We start from the raw sequence: 14,961 nt of genomic DNA on the forward strand, positions 1-14,961 counted from the left end.
AGGCCAATTGTTCAACTGCACCCTCCTTCTCAGCCTTTGCACCTAGCTAGTCTGAAAGATCTGGGAGTCGTCGTCGAAAAATGTTACTCTAGCGCAATTTTTGATCAGCGTGGCTACATAGGAGAAGGAGTTTGGTGTTCGTTTGAAGACGCTTCTTTTGGCTCATTTCATGGTACTATGTTATGCAAGCAACCTGGTTAGGCAAAGGAGTGTGGATGGGTGAGTCGCAGTTACGTAAAGGTGCCATTGAGTTGATTGTTCTTGGCCTGCTTGCGTCTCATCGGTCGTATGGGGGTCAGCTTGTGGAGCGTTTTCGTGATGAGGCGGGGTTGGAGGTTTCTGCGGGGACGTTGTATCCGTTGCTTGCTCGCCTGCGTAAATCTGGGTTGGTGGCTACGGTTTGGGAGGAATCTCCGGTGGGGCCGCCGAGGAAGGTTTATGAGTTGGCTGAATCTGGGCAGGTTCGCTTGGTGCAGCTGCGCTTGGAGTGGGAGGCACTTAATGCGGCAGTTGAACGGACAGCGAAGAAGGAGACGCGGTGATGAAGTGGTTTGGGGCTGATGATGAAGGCCAGTTACGTGTTTTAGGGATGCCTGTCTCGGGGCTTTGGTTGGGGCGGACCGATGCCGTGTTGGATGGTTTTGAGCCGGAGAATCCGCGCTTGCTGATTCCTCGAAAATATGGGCTGGGTTGGGATATTAATCTGGGTGCTGTCGGTGTGAAGTTGGGGTTGATTCGTCCTGATGATTCTCTACCTGATCTGGCAGATTATGTTCCGGTAGCTTTGAAGCGTGGCGTGACATTGGTCACTATTGCTGGTGGGGTTAGTGTCGTGGCATGTGCGGTGGCTTTGAGTCGCAAAAGCCAGGTTCCTGTGCGATGGTCAACAACGGAGGCATCTCAAAAGTTTGCTTCAGGCAAGCTGCTTGCCCTGCCTCCGGTGGTATTGACGGGTGTCGCAACGCTGGCACCACGGGTTTTGCGGCGTGATGAGCCAGAATCTGGTGAAGCGGCTCGTTTAGCCAGTCAAGCTGATTTGCTGGGTGTAGAAGTTATGTCTTTAGCCTGGCTGATAGCGATGTGCCGCGCCACTGATAAGTCCCCACTGAGCCGCTGGCTCACGGGAGCCTGCGTAATCCTGTGGCCCTTGGTTTCTGGCGGCACCGGACTTGCTTATGTGAAAACCGCGTTAGGGCAGTTAGAAGCCAAGCTGCATGAGTCAAAGGAGAACAGGTAAATGGGGATTAATGGGGTAGATAAATTGCTGGAGTTACCCACGCCAGCATTCATCGGAGTTTGCGTACTTATTGGTGTGCATTTGGTGGCGATGGTATGGGCTTTGCTTCGTTTATCGCGCGATAAACGAAGCCAAATAGCTGGACTAAATCGCCTGGCTTGGCTTTGCGTGATTGTTTTTGGCCAAGCGATTGGTCCAATCACCTTTTTGGTGATGAATGCTCGCGAGCGTAAGCAGCTTAAGTTGCAGCGCGAGTACGAACAAGAATCCAGTCTTGAGCATCGTGAAGTTGATGTGACTTCCGTGGTGTCCAATCTCTATAAAGAGCAAAAGGAGTAGTTGAGTATGGATTTAGCGGTTGCCACCAGGGATTTGTCGAAATCTTTTGGTAAACATCGAGTGTTAAACAGCATCAATCTGCAGGTTCCGAAAGGGTCTTGCTATGGGTTTGTGGGGGAAAACGGGGCTGGTAAGACTACCACGTTGCGGATTCTTGCAGGCCTGGCTGCTGCCAGTAGCGGTAGTGCCACCGTGCTGGGCGCAGAACGCGGCAAACTTCCAGTCAAACCCGTCCCCGGTGTTTCCTACCTGCCCGATGTTCCCCAAATCAGCCCGTGGCTTGGCGCTAAGGATGCACTCATCACCCTGGCCAGGCTCAGCGGAATCACTCCAGACCTGGCGGCGGAACGAAGTGGTGAGCTGCTGAATCTGGTTAACCTTGATCGGGCGCCAGGGCGAGTTGGTTCTTTTTCCAGAGGTATGAAACAACGGTTAGGGATAGCAGCTGCACTAATTGGCGCACCGAAACTACTGTTAATAGACGAGCCAACTAGTGCGCTCGACCCGATAGGCAGAGCAGACGTCCTGGCGTTACTGCGTGAGCTGACTGGGGACGTGACGATAATATTTTCTTCTCACATTCTTACCGACGTTGCCAATGTCTCAACCCACGTGGGCATCTTGCATCGCGGCAACTTGCTCGCGCAAGGACCGTTAGAGGAGCTTCTCGCTCAACAAACTAAGCACGTCACGCTTAACGTCACCGTGCGCTCAGACCTTGCTACGGCAGTGACGGACGCTATTTGTGCTCTTGACGCTCAGGCACAGATTCGCCCCACCTTGACCGGTCTGGATGAACTGTTCACCAAACTAACCAAGGAAGGCGGCAAATAATCGTGAATACATCGAGTTTCTACTTGATTTGGTGCTATCAGGCTATCTGGCTGCTGCGTTCTTATGGTACGTGGATTATCGCCGGGGTGTTCGCCGTCCTTGCTCTCACCCAGGGATTGTTTACCCAATACACGCCGCACATCATCAAATTCCTGGCCGGGCCAGAAGTAACAGCGCTACTAGATTCAATACCCGAACCTTCCTGGCAGCAAGCCTACGCCGGATGGATAAAGCACCTCACCCAAATCCTTACCATCGTCCTGGTCGCAATGAACGCCTTTAGCTGCAGTGCGCTTACCGGCAACGGCGATATTCCCTTCATCTTCCCTGGCAGCGTGCGCCGCTCGCATTACCTCATCAGCTCGGCCTTTACCAGCTGGTTATTCACCTTGTTCCTTGCCGTTTTCAGCGCTGCTTTGACTTGGGCAGGAACCGTGCCACTATTCCCGGACGCAAACCTTGCCCCAATCATGCTGGCGAGTTTGGTTTGGGCAGTGCAAATCATATTGATTCACGGCATCCAAATTGTCGCGGCAACCCTCAAACAAGGCGTTGGCGCTCCACTGGGAGCCGGATTCGCAGCCTACCTGCTGATAATGGTCTCAGCAATATTCACCCAGCAGGGCAACGAAACCCCACTGGGCCTCACCAGCCTCATCAACAACCTCGCCCAAAACACGCTTCAAATACCTTGGGCCTGGCCCTTGACGAGCAGCACTGTGCTAATCATTGCGTTACTTGCCGCCTCCACTCAAATCTTCAACAGGGTAGAACTTAACTAGCCTAAAAATGCGGGGCACAGACTCGGTGAAACAGGTTACATATATTGAACGCGTAATCGCAGCGGTGCCTCACCTGCTGATATGAGCGCTATAGATTGTTGGTATGAATAATGGAGTTGTGTGGGTGCTTGTGTGAAAGAAAACGGTACGCGGCTAGTAAATCATCAACTTGCACCCACTATTCGGCCTTTGCACCCAAACCCCACGGTCTGCACCCAAAGCTGCATCTCTGCACCCAAAATCCGGCTTGTATCAAAATGAACGTCTAAGTAACAACCTAACCCCGCTTACCACCCTGGTAAGCGGGGTTTTTACTCATTTACCTGTAAAACGCAAAATGCAGAAGATCTGTGATGTGCCACAGATAGTCACAAAAATCCTCACTTTTGGCACACATTTGGCATGAATTGCGTACAGAAGGCGAACCTATGGGGCGACATTTTGTTGATTGTGCCTCTCGTCAATGACGACATGTCGGTTCTATAAAATTATGCTTCCGCATCAGTTTTAAGAGAGTTTGCTCACAGATTTTTGCTAGCGGTGGAGCCTCAGGTGACGCGTGGCCGAATGTTGCTGTTTTCTCTGCTCATACGTTGTTTTAACTTTGGTGGCGCAGAGTGCCATGTGCCTATGCGGCCACTGATCCCGCTGCCTATCTCAGCTCGTCGGCTAGAACAAAAATGCTATATTTTTGAATCAAAAGTACGACTAGAGACTGGAGCTTGCGCATGCCTACAAGGAAGTCATACAGTCGTCGCCAGATTTTGCAGGCCTTGGGATTCGGGGCGGGGGCCACAGCCCTTGCCGCCTGCACAACTGAGCCAACTAAAGCAACCAGCGGCACGGGTGACCCCATTGCCGATGGAATCAACAAATTTGAGGACTCTACCTACCCCGACAATAAAAAACTCTATGAGGGCTTGGCGGATTCTCAATCCCCGCACACGCTCGTGGTCACATGCTCGGATTCACGCATCGACGCAGAAACTCTCTTGTCGGCCAAACCCGGTGAGTTGTTCCACCTACGCGATATCGCCAACATTATCCCGCACGCTAGCAAGCCTGAGTTCGGAGTCCTTGCCCCGGTAGAGTACGCGGTGTCTAGCTTGGGTTTTCCACTATCGCTGTTATCGGACACTCCAATTGTGGTGGTATGGCAGCGCTGCAGCATCTCGATGAGTATGCACAGAAGTTGCCGGCTAGTCATGATTGATTGACCCGTTCCGAGGGGGTGCTCGCTAAACTCGACGGCGACCGTAACGCTGAAGATTTCTCACTCCGCCTAGAAAAGGCTAATGCAGCGGCCCAGCTGGATAACTTGATGTCTCATGCTTTTGTGATGGAGCGGGTGAAAGCGGGCGATCTCAAGCTGGAGGCGTATCACTATGACATCGGCAAGGGTGATGTGACCAAGTTTGATCAAGAAAAAGGCATCTTTGTGGGTGCTTAGCTGATGTGTTCAATGTGCATGGTGTGAGAACGAGTGTCGCGGGAACGGGGCGGCTCACACCATGCGCTGAACATGTCGTGTTGTTGTATGCGGCCTGTGCTTTTGAAGATCGCTATGCAAGGCCACTGTGATGAGCATCGCTGCGGCGGCAATCATTAAAAGAACAACGATGACGTTAAAAAGCATGGCGTTTTCTTTTCTACTGTGCGTATATGCGCATTATGGGAAAGGGGCGTGACATCGATGCTTGCTTGTTGGCCTACATGTTCGAAGAAAGCGGCCGATTGCAAAGAAGCTTTACGACGTCCACGGGAAACTCCTCATACGTAGCCCGAACGTCCCCACTCCAAGAAAGTTCATTGATTCAAACTATTATCTTCATTGCTAACTTCAAATGTGGGGAGGAATGTGAACGCGCTACCTCTTTCGGATGGCTGGGGGTAAGTAAGTTTACCCCCCTTATGGGTTCGGGCTTTTGTTTTATTGGGTTGTGACCTGCATGGATGTGAATTGTGGCGGGGTGGGCGGTTGGGGATGTCTAAAATTCTTGTCTTTTCCTGAGGGTGTCGATAGCTTGGATCGAGTGAAAGCAAGCCTGTGCTTACTGAGGTTTGCCAATCCATATCGATAAGGATAAGGGTCTTATGGTCTCCAGATTTACTAAGTTCGCTGCGGTTTTTACAGCGGCTGGCCTTGCTTTGAGCGCTTGTAGCGATTCCGGTACTAAAGACAGCGCTACCAATGCACAGTCGAGTGCAAATACCGTGACCGTTCAGGACAACTACGGAACAGTCGAGATTAAAACTCCTGTTGAGCGGGTTGTTGCTACGGATAACCGCACGTTCCAAATTTTGGATCAGTGGGGCGTGACCCCTGTGGCTGTGCCTAAGCCGATCGCGCCGTCGACCGTGCCTAACTTCCTCAACAACGATCAGATCGTGGACCTGGGAACTCACCGTGAACCCAACCTTGAGGCAATGGTGGTTACCGACCCAGATCTGATCATCTCTGGCCAGCGCTTTTCCCAGCACTACAAAGAGATGAAAAAGCTTAACCCCGGTGTCCCTATCGTGGACTTTGAACCTCGCGACGGCGAAGCCTTTGATGCGGAGCTTAAGCGCCAGGTGACTGAAATGGGCGTTATCTTTAATAAAGAAGACGAAGCTAAGAAGCTTGTAAAAGACTTTGAGGACGCCGTTGCGCGGGCAAAGAAAGCCTACAACGGATCTGACAAAGTCATGGCCGTGAACGTATCCGGAGGCGCGATCGGCTATATTGCGCCGCACGTCGGCCGTGTTTATGGTTCCGTTTTTGACCTGTTGGGTCTCAAGCCTGCCCTACAGATTGAGGGAGCTTCCTCAAACCACAAGGGCGATGACATTTCTGTCGAGGCAATTGCGGATTCAAACCCTGACTGGATTTTCGTTCTCGACCGTGATGGCGCCATCATGGCTGATGACGCAAAGTACACACCTGCTAAAGACGTGATTGCTAAGAACCAGGCGCTGACAGGAGTTGCTGCGGTAAAGAACCAAAAAGTACTTGTTGCTCCGCAGGATACCTACCGCAATGAGTCGATCATCACGTACACGAAGATCTTCAATTCGATTGCCGACGCTTTCGAGCAAGGTAAATAACATCTGTGCCGTGTGTGGTGGACTTTATTAAAAGACTGGGGATTGCTGACCGAGAGGTTGAGCAATCCCCGTTCTGCCGTTCATCACTGATAGTCGCTCGTAGAGCTCGATTTTTATGAAAACACATACTACGCTGACGCAGCGTTTCAATGTCCGCCTTCTTTTGGCCACGTGTGCCGTCGTCGGATTGCTTATAGTTTCTCTTCTCACCGGCGAATATGACATTTTCTCTGGCGGAGAAGTAGACATTTTTGGAATTACTCGGGTTCCAAGAACCGTAGCCCTTGTTCTGGCGGGAGCTGCGATGGCGATGTCCGGCCTCGTGATGCAAATGATCACTCAGAACAGGTTCGTGGAACCGACTACTACAGGAACCACGGAATGGGCAGGGTTGGGACTGCTATTTTGCATGCTGACGTTCCCGCAAGCCAGCATTCTGGATCGAATGCTTTCCGCGGTGGTCTTTTCTTTCGCTGGAACAATGGTCTTTTTCCTTTTCTTACGCAGAGTCTCCTTGCGCTCTTCGCTGGTAGTTCCGATCATTGGAATCATGTTGGGTGCTGTGGTCAGTTCGGTTTCTACTTTTGTTGCACTAAAAACTGACACCTTGCAGACCTTGGGGGTGTGGTTCCAAGGAAGCTTCACCTCTGTATCTAAGGGGCAATATGAGGTTCTGTGGGCGGTAGCACTAGTGGTTGTCGCGGTCTTTTTCTATGCGGATCGTTTAACCGCCACGGGCTTGGGGGAGGATATAGCAACCAACATCGGTGTCAATTACAACCGCATGGTGCTCATTGGCACGGCGCTGATCACTCTTGCGACTGGCGTTGTCACTGTAGTTATCGGCAATCTGCCGTTCTTGGGTCTTATCGTTCCCAACCTGGTTTCCATCTTTAGGGGAGATGACCTGCGGGGAAATCTACCGTGGGTGTGTCTGAGCGGAATAGGTCTGGTGACTGTCTGCGATCTCCTCTCGCGCACCATCATTTCCCCCTTTGAAGTGCCGGTTTCCGTGGTATTGGGCATGTTTGGGGCAGTTGTTTTTGTGGGGCTCATTGTGAGGCAGGTTCGACGTGGCTAGGGGACTATCTCAAAAAGTAAGAGCGCACGATCCCCAGGATTCGACCAGTAATCGGCGATCCGGGGCGTTTCAGACGCGTGGGGAGCAACGGCGATATTGGATAATTCTTTCCATCGTTGTTTTTGCCGGTTTGTCCTGCGCTTTTGGTCTTTTAGTATACAAAAATCCGATGCCCTTTGGCACGCAGCGTTTTTGGCTTATCGCAGAACGGCGGACAAGCGCCATTATTGCGATGGCCGTGGTGGCTTTTTGCCAGTCGCTGGCCACAGTGGCGTTCCAAACGGTGACAAATAATAGAATTATTACACCGTCAATTATGGGATTTGAGTCGCTGTACCGTGTGATTCATACGTCGACAGTGTTTTTCTTTGGCTCCGTGGGGCTTATGCAGTCGCGCACTGTGCCGATGTTCCTTCTGCAACTTGCGTTGATGATCGGCCTATCGATGGTGCTTTACGCATGGTTGCTCACAGGTAAGAACTCTAATATGCATGCTTTGCTGCTCATCGGAATCATTATCGGCGCTGGTCTAGGCAGTCTTGCTACCTTTATGCAACGGTTGCTTACCCCGAGCGAATTCGACGTGCTAACTGCACGGCTTTTTGGCTCTATCAGCAATGCAGACCCCGTATATTTCCCGATCGCCATACCTTTGGTACTCGTAGCTGGCGGAACGCTTCTTATGCTGGCAAGGCAACTCAATCTGCTGCAGCTGGGGCGTGAAGTAGCAATCAACGCTGGAATGAATTACAAAGTGCTATCAGTGCTCACTTTGGTGCTTGTATCGGTGCTGATGGCCACCTCAACCGCTCTGGTTGGGCCGATGACGTTCCTGGGATTCTTGGTAGCTACGTTGGCGTATCAATGCGCGAATACTTTTGACCACAGGTACGTCTTTCCTATGGCGTGGGCGTTGGGATTTGTGATTCTGACGTCTGCATACTTTGTGATGAACCATATTTTCTACGCCCAAGGTGTGGTCTCCATCATCATCGAGCTCGTGGGCGGAATTATTTTCCTTATCGTCATTCTGAAAAAGGGGCGCCTGTGATTCAGCTAGATCACGTAGCAAAGAACTACAACAGCGAAGTCTCCATTGGTCCTGTTGACCTTGAGATTCCTCAAGGCGGTATCACGGCTTTCATCGGCCCTAACGGGGCAGGGAAGTCCACGCTTTTGACGATGATCGGAAGGCTTCTGCCTATCGACGCCGGCCAGATCGCCGTAGCCGGCTACGACGTTGCGGCTACCAAATCCAAGGACCTTGCAAAGATTGTCTCCATCTTGAGACAAGAAAATCACTTCATCACCCGCCTTACCGTGCGTCAACTTGTCGGCTTCGGGCGCTTTCCCTACTCAAAAGGGAAGCTAACCGCACAGGATGAGGAGATCGTTTCTAAGTACATCGATTTTCTCAACCTGCGTCCATTAGAAAACCGCTACCTTGATCAGCTTTCAGGTGGACAGCGCCAGCGCGCGTATGTGGCTATGGTGCTGGCGCAGGAAACTGACTATGTGCTTCTCGACGAACCTCTCAATAACTTGGACATCGCACATTCCGTGCAAATGATGCGGCACCTGCGCGATATTGCTCGCGACCTAGGGCGAACAGTCATAGTGGTTCTCCACGACATCAACTTTGCAGCGCGTTATGCCGACTACATTTGTGCAGTTAAAGACGGGAACGTGGCTCATTTTGGTCCAGTAGCCACCGCGATGGACAGCGAGATATTGAGCCAGATATTTAATACTCCTGTACACGTCATTGACGGGCCCGATGGTCCACTGGCTTGTTATCACTAGAGATAAAGCGCCGTAGGAACTTCTTTTCCTACGGCGCTTTGATACTTTCTACGGCCCTGCTGATTGAACGTTGCTTAAACAATGCGTGAAAAACATGTTCTGAGCTGGGGATTTGTGTGTTCTGTAAGTGGTGTGTAACTTTATGTAAGTCGCCGCGACCGACAGCGCCCCTCACAGAGGCAAACACCACGAAGGTGATTGTGAATCAGTGAGTGTAAGGCGAGAGGAAAACAAGCAGGCGATAAACAAAAATTATTCTTACAGTCATCACAGACCAACATGGTTGGTGTGTGTGGGTGTGGGTGTGTTGTTTGAGAACTCAATAGTGTACCAATGTACTTATAGATATATTTTTTATTAGTCAACATGGTAGATGATAACCACGTGTGGTTGTTGTCGCTGACACACATTTATTGTTACATGATGGTTATGTGATGATCACGGTGAACACGCTTTGGCCGGCAAGTATGGCTTGCTTGTTAAAAGATTTTGGTAGCCAAGAAAATGTTGTGAAAGCACCTGTGAAACAGGTTATCCACCATAATGATCATGGGAATCCCTGTGGTTGTGTGTGGTTGCTGTGTGGATGAGCACATAAGGGCATTCTTTTATATGGGGGTGTTGTTGTGTGTGGTGATTGTTGTGTTGTCTCGTCAAGGCATCGATGGTCACTAGTGTTTTTTGCTTTACTTTTTTCATTATTTTTTTGATGAATGATCAATGGATTATTTTTTGTTGGTTGTTTGTTTTTTGCCAGTTTTGGTTGGGCTTTTCACGAAGCCTGGTTGGTCTTTTTTGACTGATTTTTTGTGGAGAGTTTGATCCTGGCTCAGGACGAACGCTGGCGGCGTGCTTAACACATGCAAGTCGAACGGAAAGGCCCCTTCGGGGGTACTCGAGTGGCGAACGGGTGAGTAACACGTGGGTGATCTGCCTCGTACTCTGGGATAAGCCTGGGAAACTGGGTCTAATACTGGATAGGACCACATTTTAGTGTGTGTGGTGGAAAGTTTTTTCGGTACGAGATGAGCCCGCGGCCTATCAGCTTGTTGGTGGGGTAATGGCCTACCAAGGCGTCGACGGGTAGCCGGCCTGAGAGGGTGGACGGCCACATTGGGACTGAGATACGGCCCAGACTCCTACGGGAGGCAGCAGTGGGGAATATTGCACAATGGGCGCAAGCCTGATGCAGCGACGCCGCGTGAGGGATGACGGCCTTCGGGTTGTAAACCTCTTTCGACAGGGACGAAGCTTTTTGTGACGGTACCTGTATAAGAAGCACCGGCTAACTACGTGCCAGCAGCCGCGGTAATACGTAGGGTGCGAGCGTTGTCCGGAATTACTGGGCGTAAAGAGCTCGTAGGTGGTTTGTCGCGTCGTCTGTGAAATTCCGGGGCTTAACTCCGGGCGTGCAGGCGATACGGGCATAACTTGAGTGCTGTAGGGGAGACTGGAATTCCTGGTGTAGCGGTGGAATGCGCAGATATCAGGAGGAACACCGATGGCGAAGGCAGGTCTCTGGGCAGTAACTGACGCTGAGGAGCGAAAGCATGGGGAGCGAACAGGATTAGATACCCTGGTAGTCCATGCCGTAAACGGTGGGCGCTAGGTGTGAGGGTCTTCCACGACTTTCGTGCCGTAGCTAACGCATTAAGCGCCCCGCCTGGGGAGTACGGCCGCAAGGCTAAAACTCAAAGGAATTGACGGGGGCCCGCACAAGCGGCGGAGCATGTGGATTAATTCGATGCAACGCGAAGAACCTTACCTGGGCTTGACATATACAAGATCGGCGTAGAGATACGTTATCCCTTGTGGTTTGTATACAGGTGGTGCATGGTTGTCGTCAGCTCGTGTCGTGAGATGTTGGGTTAAGTCCCGCAACGAGCGCAACCCTTGTCTTATGTTGCCAGCACGTTATGGTGGGGACTCATGAGAGACTGCCGGGGTTAACTCGGAGGAAGGTGGGGATGACGTCAAATCATCATGCCCCTTATGTCCAGGGCTTCACACATGCTACAATGGTCGGTACAACGCGTTGCGAGCCTGTAAGGGTAAGCGAATCGCTGAAAGCCGGCCTCAGTTCGGATTGGGGTCTGCAACTCGACCCCATGAAGTCGGAGTCGCTAGTAATCGCAGATCAGCAACGCTGCGGTGAATACGTTCCCGGGCCTTGTACACACCGCCCGTCACGTCATGAAAGTTGGTAACACCCGAAGCCCATGGCCCAACCAGTTTTCTGGGGGGAGTGGTCGAAGGTGGGATCGGCGATTGGGACGAAGTCGTAACAAGGTAGCCGTACCGGAAGGTGCGGCTGGATCACCTCCTTTCTAAGGAGTTTTATTTTTTCCAGCATTCACTGGTTGGTGTTTGTTGTTGTTTATTTTGAATCCGGGTGGAGCAAAGTTGTGTGTGGTTGTGTGCTGCCAACAGAATGGTGGCTGTGCATGGTTGTGTGATGGTGTGTGTGGTTGATTAATAAAGTGTTGTGTTTATGAGTGGTTGGTATGCTGTTGGGTGTCTGGGATGATGCACTGTGGTGTTGGTGTTGATTCTTGATGGCTGCTGTGTGTGCTGGTGATCCTTGTGTGGGGTTGGTGGTGTGTGTGGTGGTTGTGTTGTGTGAGAACTGTATAGTGGACGCGAGTAATAAATCTTTATTCTTTTAGTTCTTGGTATTTTTGTTTGCATATTTTGTGTGTGTTGTTTTTTAAGGGCACACGGTGGATGCCTTGGCATTATGAGCCGATGAAGGACGTGTAAGGCCGCGATAGGCCTCGGGGAGTTGCCAATAGAGCGTTGATCCGAGGGTGTCCGAATGGGGAAACCTGGCCATAGTTATGTGTGGTTACCCTTCAGTGAATTCATAGCTGTTGTGGGGGTTTACGCGGGGAAGTGAAACATCTCAGTACCCGTAGGAGAAGAAAACAATTGTGATTCCGTTAGTAGTGGCGAACGAACGTGGATGAGGCTAAACCATGTGCGTGTGATACCTGGCAGGGGTTGCGTGTGTGGTGTTGTGGGGTGTGTGCGTGAAAAGGCTGCCATCTTTTTGCTGGTTTGTGCATGTGTTAGCGGAAGTGGTGTGGGAACGCCTGCCGTAGAAGGTGAGAGTCCTGTACGTGAAAGCATGTGTGCGCTGGTTGTGCATGTCCCCGAGTAGCAGCGGGCTCGTGGAATCTGCTGTGAATCTGCCGGGACCACCCGGTAAGCCTAAATACTTGTAATGACCGATAGCGGATTAGTACCGTGAGGGAATGGTGAAAAGTACCCCGGGAGGGGAGTGAAATAGTACCTGAAACCGTGTGCTTACAATCTGTCAGAGCCTCTTTTGTGGGGTGATGGCGTGCCTTTTGAAGAATGAGCCTGCGAGTCAGCGGCATGTCGCGAGGTTAACCTTTTGGTGGGTAGCCGTAGCGAAAGCGAATCCTAACGAGGGTGTTGTTAGTGGCATGTCCTGGACCCGAAGCGGGGTGATCTACCCATGGCCAGTGTGAAGCAGAGGTAAGACTTTGTGGAGGCGCGAACCCACTTAGGTTGAAAACTGAGGGGATGAGCTGTGGGTAGGGGTGAAAGGCCAATCAAACTCCGTGATAGCTGGTTCTCCCCGAAATGCATTTAGGTGCAGCGTTGCGTGTTTCTTGCTGGAGGTAGAGCTACTGGTTGGTTGAGCGGGACTACAATCTTAGCAATGTCAGCCAAACTCCGAATGCCGGTAATGTTATAGCGTGGCAGTGAGACTGCGGGGGATAAGCTCCGTTGGTCGAGAGGGAAACAGCCCAGATCGCCGGTTAAGGCCCCTAAGCGTGTACTAAGTGGAAAAGGATGTGGGATCGCGAAGACAGCCAGGAGGTTGGCTTAGAAGCAGCCATCCTTGAAAGAGTGCGTAATAGCTCACTGGTCGAGTGGTTCTGCGCCGACAATGTAGTGGGGCTCAAGTACACCGCCGAAGCCGCGGCAGTCAACATTTTTGTTGGTTGGGTAGGGGAGCGTCGTGCATGTGGTGAAGCATTTGGGTGACCGGGTGTGGAGTGTGTGCGAGTGAGAATGCAGGCATGAGTAACGAATGAAAAGTGGAAAACTTTTCCGCCGGATGACTAAGGGTTCCTGGGTTAAGCTAATCTTCCCAGGGTGAGTCGGGACCTAAGGCGAGGCCGACAGGCGTAGTCGATGGATAACCAGTTGATATTCTGGTACCCGTGGTGATGCGACAAGTGGTGAATCAGTGGTACTAACCGCCCATTAATTGCATGTGTTCATACATTGTGTGGGTGTGTGTGGTTGTGCGTGGGACCTTCGTTGGTAGTAGCCAAGTGATGGGGTGACGCAGTGAGGTAGCCGAGCCACTTATTGGATTGTGGTGTAAGCGTGTGGCCCGTGGCATAGGTAAATCCGTGCTGCATTATGGGTGAGGCGTGATGCGTAGACCTTTTTGGTTGATGTTGGTGATCCTGTACTGTCGAGAAAAGCCTCTAGCGAGTGTCATTATGGCCCGTACCCTCAACCGACACAGGTAGTCAGGTAGAGAATACTAAGGCGATCGGGTGAACTGTGGTTAAGGAACTCGGCAAAATGCCCCCGTAACTTCGGGAGAAGGGGGACCATTGTTGGTGACAGACTGATGGAGCTGACGGTGGTCGCAGAGAATAGAGGGAAGCGACTGTTTATTAAAAACACAGGTCCGTGCGAAAACGTGGAAGTTGATGTATACGGACTGACGCCTGCCCGGTGCTGGAAGGTTAAGAGGACCTGTTAGATCTCTTTTGGGGGTCGAAGCGGAGAATTTAAGCCCCAGTAAACGGCGGTGGTAACTATAACCATCCTAAGGTAGCGAAATTCCTTGTCGGGTAAGTTCCGACCTGCACGAATGGCGTAACGACTTCCCTGCTGTCTCAACCACAGGCCCGGTGAAATTGCAGTACGAGTAAAGATGCTCGTTACGCGCGGCAGGACGAAAAGACCCCGGGACCTTCACTATAGCTTGGTATTGGTGTTTGGTTCGGTTTGTGTAGGATAGGTGGGAGACTGTGATACTGCGCCGCTAGGTGTGGTGGAGTCGCAAGTTGAAATACCACTCTGATCGGATTGAGCACCTTAACCTTGGCCCATGATCTGGGTTGGGGACAGTGCCTGGTGGGTAGTTTAACTGGGGCGGTTGCCTCCTAAAATGTAACGGAGGCGCCCAAAGGTTCCCTCAGCCTGGTTGGCAATCAGGTGGTGAGTGTAAGTGCACAAGGGAGCTTGACTGTGAGACTGACAGGTCGAGCAGGGACGAAAGTCGGGACTAGTGATCCGGCACCTACTTGTGGAAGTGGTGTCGCTCAACGGATAAAAGGTACCCCGGGGATAACAGGCTGATCTTCCCCAAGAGTCCATATCGACGGGATGGTTTGGCACCTCGATGTCGGCTCGTCGCATCCTGGGGCTGGAGTAGGTCCCAAGGGTTGGGCTGTTCGCCCATTAAAGCGGCACGCGAGCTGGGTTTAGAACGTCGTGAGACAGTTCGGTCTCTATCCGCCGTGCGCGTGAAACTTGAAGAAGGCTGTCCCTAGTACGAGAGGACCGGGACGGACGTACCTCTAGTGTGCCAGTTGTCACGCCCGTGGCAGGGCTGGTTGGCTACGTACGGAAGGGATAACCGCTGAAAGCATCTAAGCGGGAAGCCTGTTTTAAGATGAGGTTTCTTTTGAGGTTCCCTCGAGATTAGGGGGTTGATAGGCCAGATCTGGAAGAGTGGTAACACTTGGAGGTGACTGGTACTAATTTACCGATAAACAACCACCCATTGTGGTGCGAGTATT

Annotated in this window: 10 protein-coding genes, 2 rRNA genes and 1 pseudogene; 12 read left to right on the forward strand and 1 reads right to left on the reverse strand. The window is 51.6% G+C overall.

Features of this window, described 5'->3' with window-relative positions; genetic code table 11:
- Positions 1-215: 215 nt before the first annotated feature.
- The 6 genes and pseudogenes from CBE74_RS15980 (at position 216) to CBE74_RS16005 (ending at position 4,642) form a co-directional block, all read left to right on the forward strand.
- Positions 216-542 (forward strand): PadR family transcriptional regulator, encoded by a 327-nt coding sequence (locus tag CBE74_RS15980; protein WP_087453588.1) that lies wholly within the window; start codon positions 216-218, stop codon positions 540-542.
- Positions 542-1,237: a DUF5808 domain-containing protein gene (locus tag CBE74_RS15985; protein ID WP_087453589.1), complete on the forward strand. Its 696-nt coding sequence runs from the start codon at positions 542-544 to the stop codon at positions 1,235-1,237. The genes CBE74_RS15980 and CBE74_RS15985 overlap by 1 nt, the downstream gene beginning before the upstream one ends.
- A complete protein-coding gene (locus CBE74_RS15990) occupies positions 1,238-1,576 on the forward strand; it encodes a PLDc N-terminal domain-containing protein (RefSeq protein ID WP_087453590.1) in 339 nt (112 codons plus the stop codon). It abuts the gene before it with no gap.
- 6 nt (positions 1,577-1,582) lie between these two features.
- Positions 1,583-2,410, forward strand: a complete 828-nt coding sequence (locus tag CBE74_RS15995; RefSeq protein ID WP_087453591.1) for an ABC transporter ATP-binding protein — start codon at positions 1,583-1,585, stop codon at positions 2,408-2,410.
- Positions 2,411-2,412: 2 nt separating this feature from the next.
- Positions 2,413-3,192 carry an ABC transporter permease gene (locus CBE74_RS16000; RefSeq protein ID WP_087453592.1) on the forward strand — a complete coding sequence of 260 codons (780 nt, stop codon included), beginning with the start codon at positions 2,413-2,415 and terminating at the stop codon, positions 3,190-3,192.
- A gap of 728 nt (positions 3,193-3,920) precedes the next feature.
- Positions 3,921-4,642: pseudogene (locus tag CBE74_RS16005) on the forward strand (carbonic anhydrase).
- A gap of 54 nt (positions 4,643-4,696) precedes the next feature.
- Here the strand turns inward: CBE74_RS16005 and CBE74_RS16015 are convergent.
- The gene (locus CBE74_RS16015; RefSeq protein WP_259484469.1) at positions 4,697-4,828 is read right to left on the reverse strand and encodes a hypothetical protein; all 132 of its coding nucleotides are present in this window, start codon (positions 4,826-4,828) and stop codon (positions 4,697-4,699) included.
- A gap of 458 nt (positions 4,829-5,286) precedes the next feature.
- Here CBE74_RS16015 and CBE74_RS16020 point away from each other — a divergent pair, with 458 nt between their 5' ends.
- The 6 genes from CBE74_RS16020 (at position 5,287) to CBE74_RS16045 (ending at position 14,944) form a co-directional block, all read left to right on the forward strand.
- Positions 5,287-6,279: a siderophore ABC transporter substrate-binding protein gene (locus CBE74_RS16020; protein WP_087453593.1), complete on the forward strand. Its 993-nt coding sequence runs from the start codon at positions 5,287-5,289 to the stop codon at positions 6,277-6,279.
- A gap of 115 nt (positions 6,280-6,394) precedes the next feature.
- On the forward strand, positions 6,395-7,360 hold the full coding sequence (locus tag CBE74_RS16025) for an ABC transporter permease (protein ID WP_134316251.1): 966 nt from the start codon (positions 6,395-6,397) through the stop codon (positions 7,358-7,360).
- Positions 7,353-8,411, forward strand: coding sequence for an iron chelate uptake ABC transporter family permease subunit (locus tag CBE74_RS16030; protein WP_087453595.1), 1,059 nt, complete (start codon positions 7,353-7,355; stop codon positions 8,409-8,411). The genes CBE74_RS16025 and CBE74_RS16030 overlap by 8 nt, the downstream gene beginning before the upstream one ends.
- On the forward strand, positions 8,408-9,163 hold the full coding sequence (locus CBE74_RS16035; RefSeq protein ID WP_087453596.1) for an iron ABC transporter ATP-binding protein: 756 nt from the start codon (positions 8,408-8,410) through the stop codon (positions 9,161-9,163). The genes CBE74_RS16030 and CBE74_RS16035 overlap by 4 nt, the downstream gene beginning before the upstream one ends.
- A gap of 806 nt (positions 9,164-9,969) precedes the next feature.
- Positions 9,970-11,490: ribosomal RNA gene (locus CBE74_RS16040) — 16S ribosomal RNA — on the forward strand.
- Between the two features lie 370 nt (positions 11,491-11,860).
- Positions 11,861-14,944, forward strand: a 23S ribosomal RNA gene (locus tag CBE74_RS16045).
- Together the 16S and 23S rRNA genes form the textbook arrangement of a ribosomal RNA operon.
- Positions 14,945-14,961 lie beyond the last annotated feature (17 nt).

The sequence above is a fragment of the Corynebacterium silvaticum genome (genome assembly GCF_002162115.2).
In the GTDB taxonomy this organism is placed as follows: Bacteria; Actinomycetota; Actinomycetes; order Mycobacteriales; family Mycobacteriaceae; genus Corynebacterium; species Corynebacterium silvaticum.

Excerpts from the sequence above, each read along its gene's own strand:
- CBE74_RS15990 (WP_087453590.1), top strand. The coding sequence starts at position 1,238 with ATGGGGATTAATGGGGTAGATAAATTGCTGGAGTTACCCACGCCAGCA.
- CBE74_RS16015 (WP_259484469.1), bottom strand. The coding sequence starts at position 4,828 with ATGCTTTTTAACGTCATCGTTGTTCTTTTAATGATTGCCGCCGCAGCG.
- CBE74_RS16020 (WP_087453593.1), top strand. The coding sequence starts at position 5,287 with ATGGTCTCCAGATTTACTAAGTTCGCTGCGGTTTTTACAGCGGCTGGC.
- CBE74_RS15995 (WP_087453591.1), top strand. The coding sequence starts at position 1,583 with ATGGATTTAGCGGTTGCCACCAGGGATTTGTCGAAATCTTTTGGTAAA.
- CBE74_RS15980 (WP_087453588.1), top strand. The coding sequence starts at position 216 with ATGGGTGAGTCGCAGTTACGTAAAGGTGCCATTGAGTTGATTGTTCTT.
- CBE74_RS16025 (WP_134316251.1), top strand. The coding sequence starts at position 6,395 with ATGAAAACACATACTACGCTGACGCAGCGTTTCAATGTCCGCCTTCTT.
- CBE74_RS15985 (WP_087453589.1), top strand. The coding sequence starts at position 542 with ATGAAGTGGTTTGGGGCTGATGATGAAGGCCAGTTACGTGTTTTAGGG.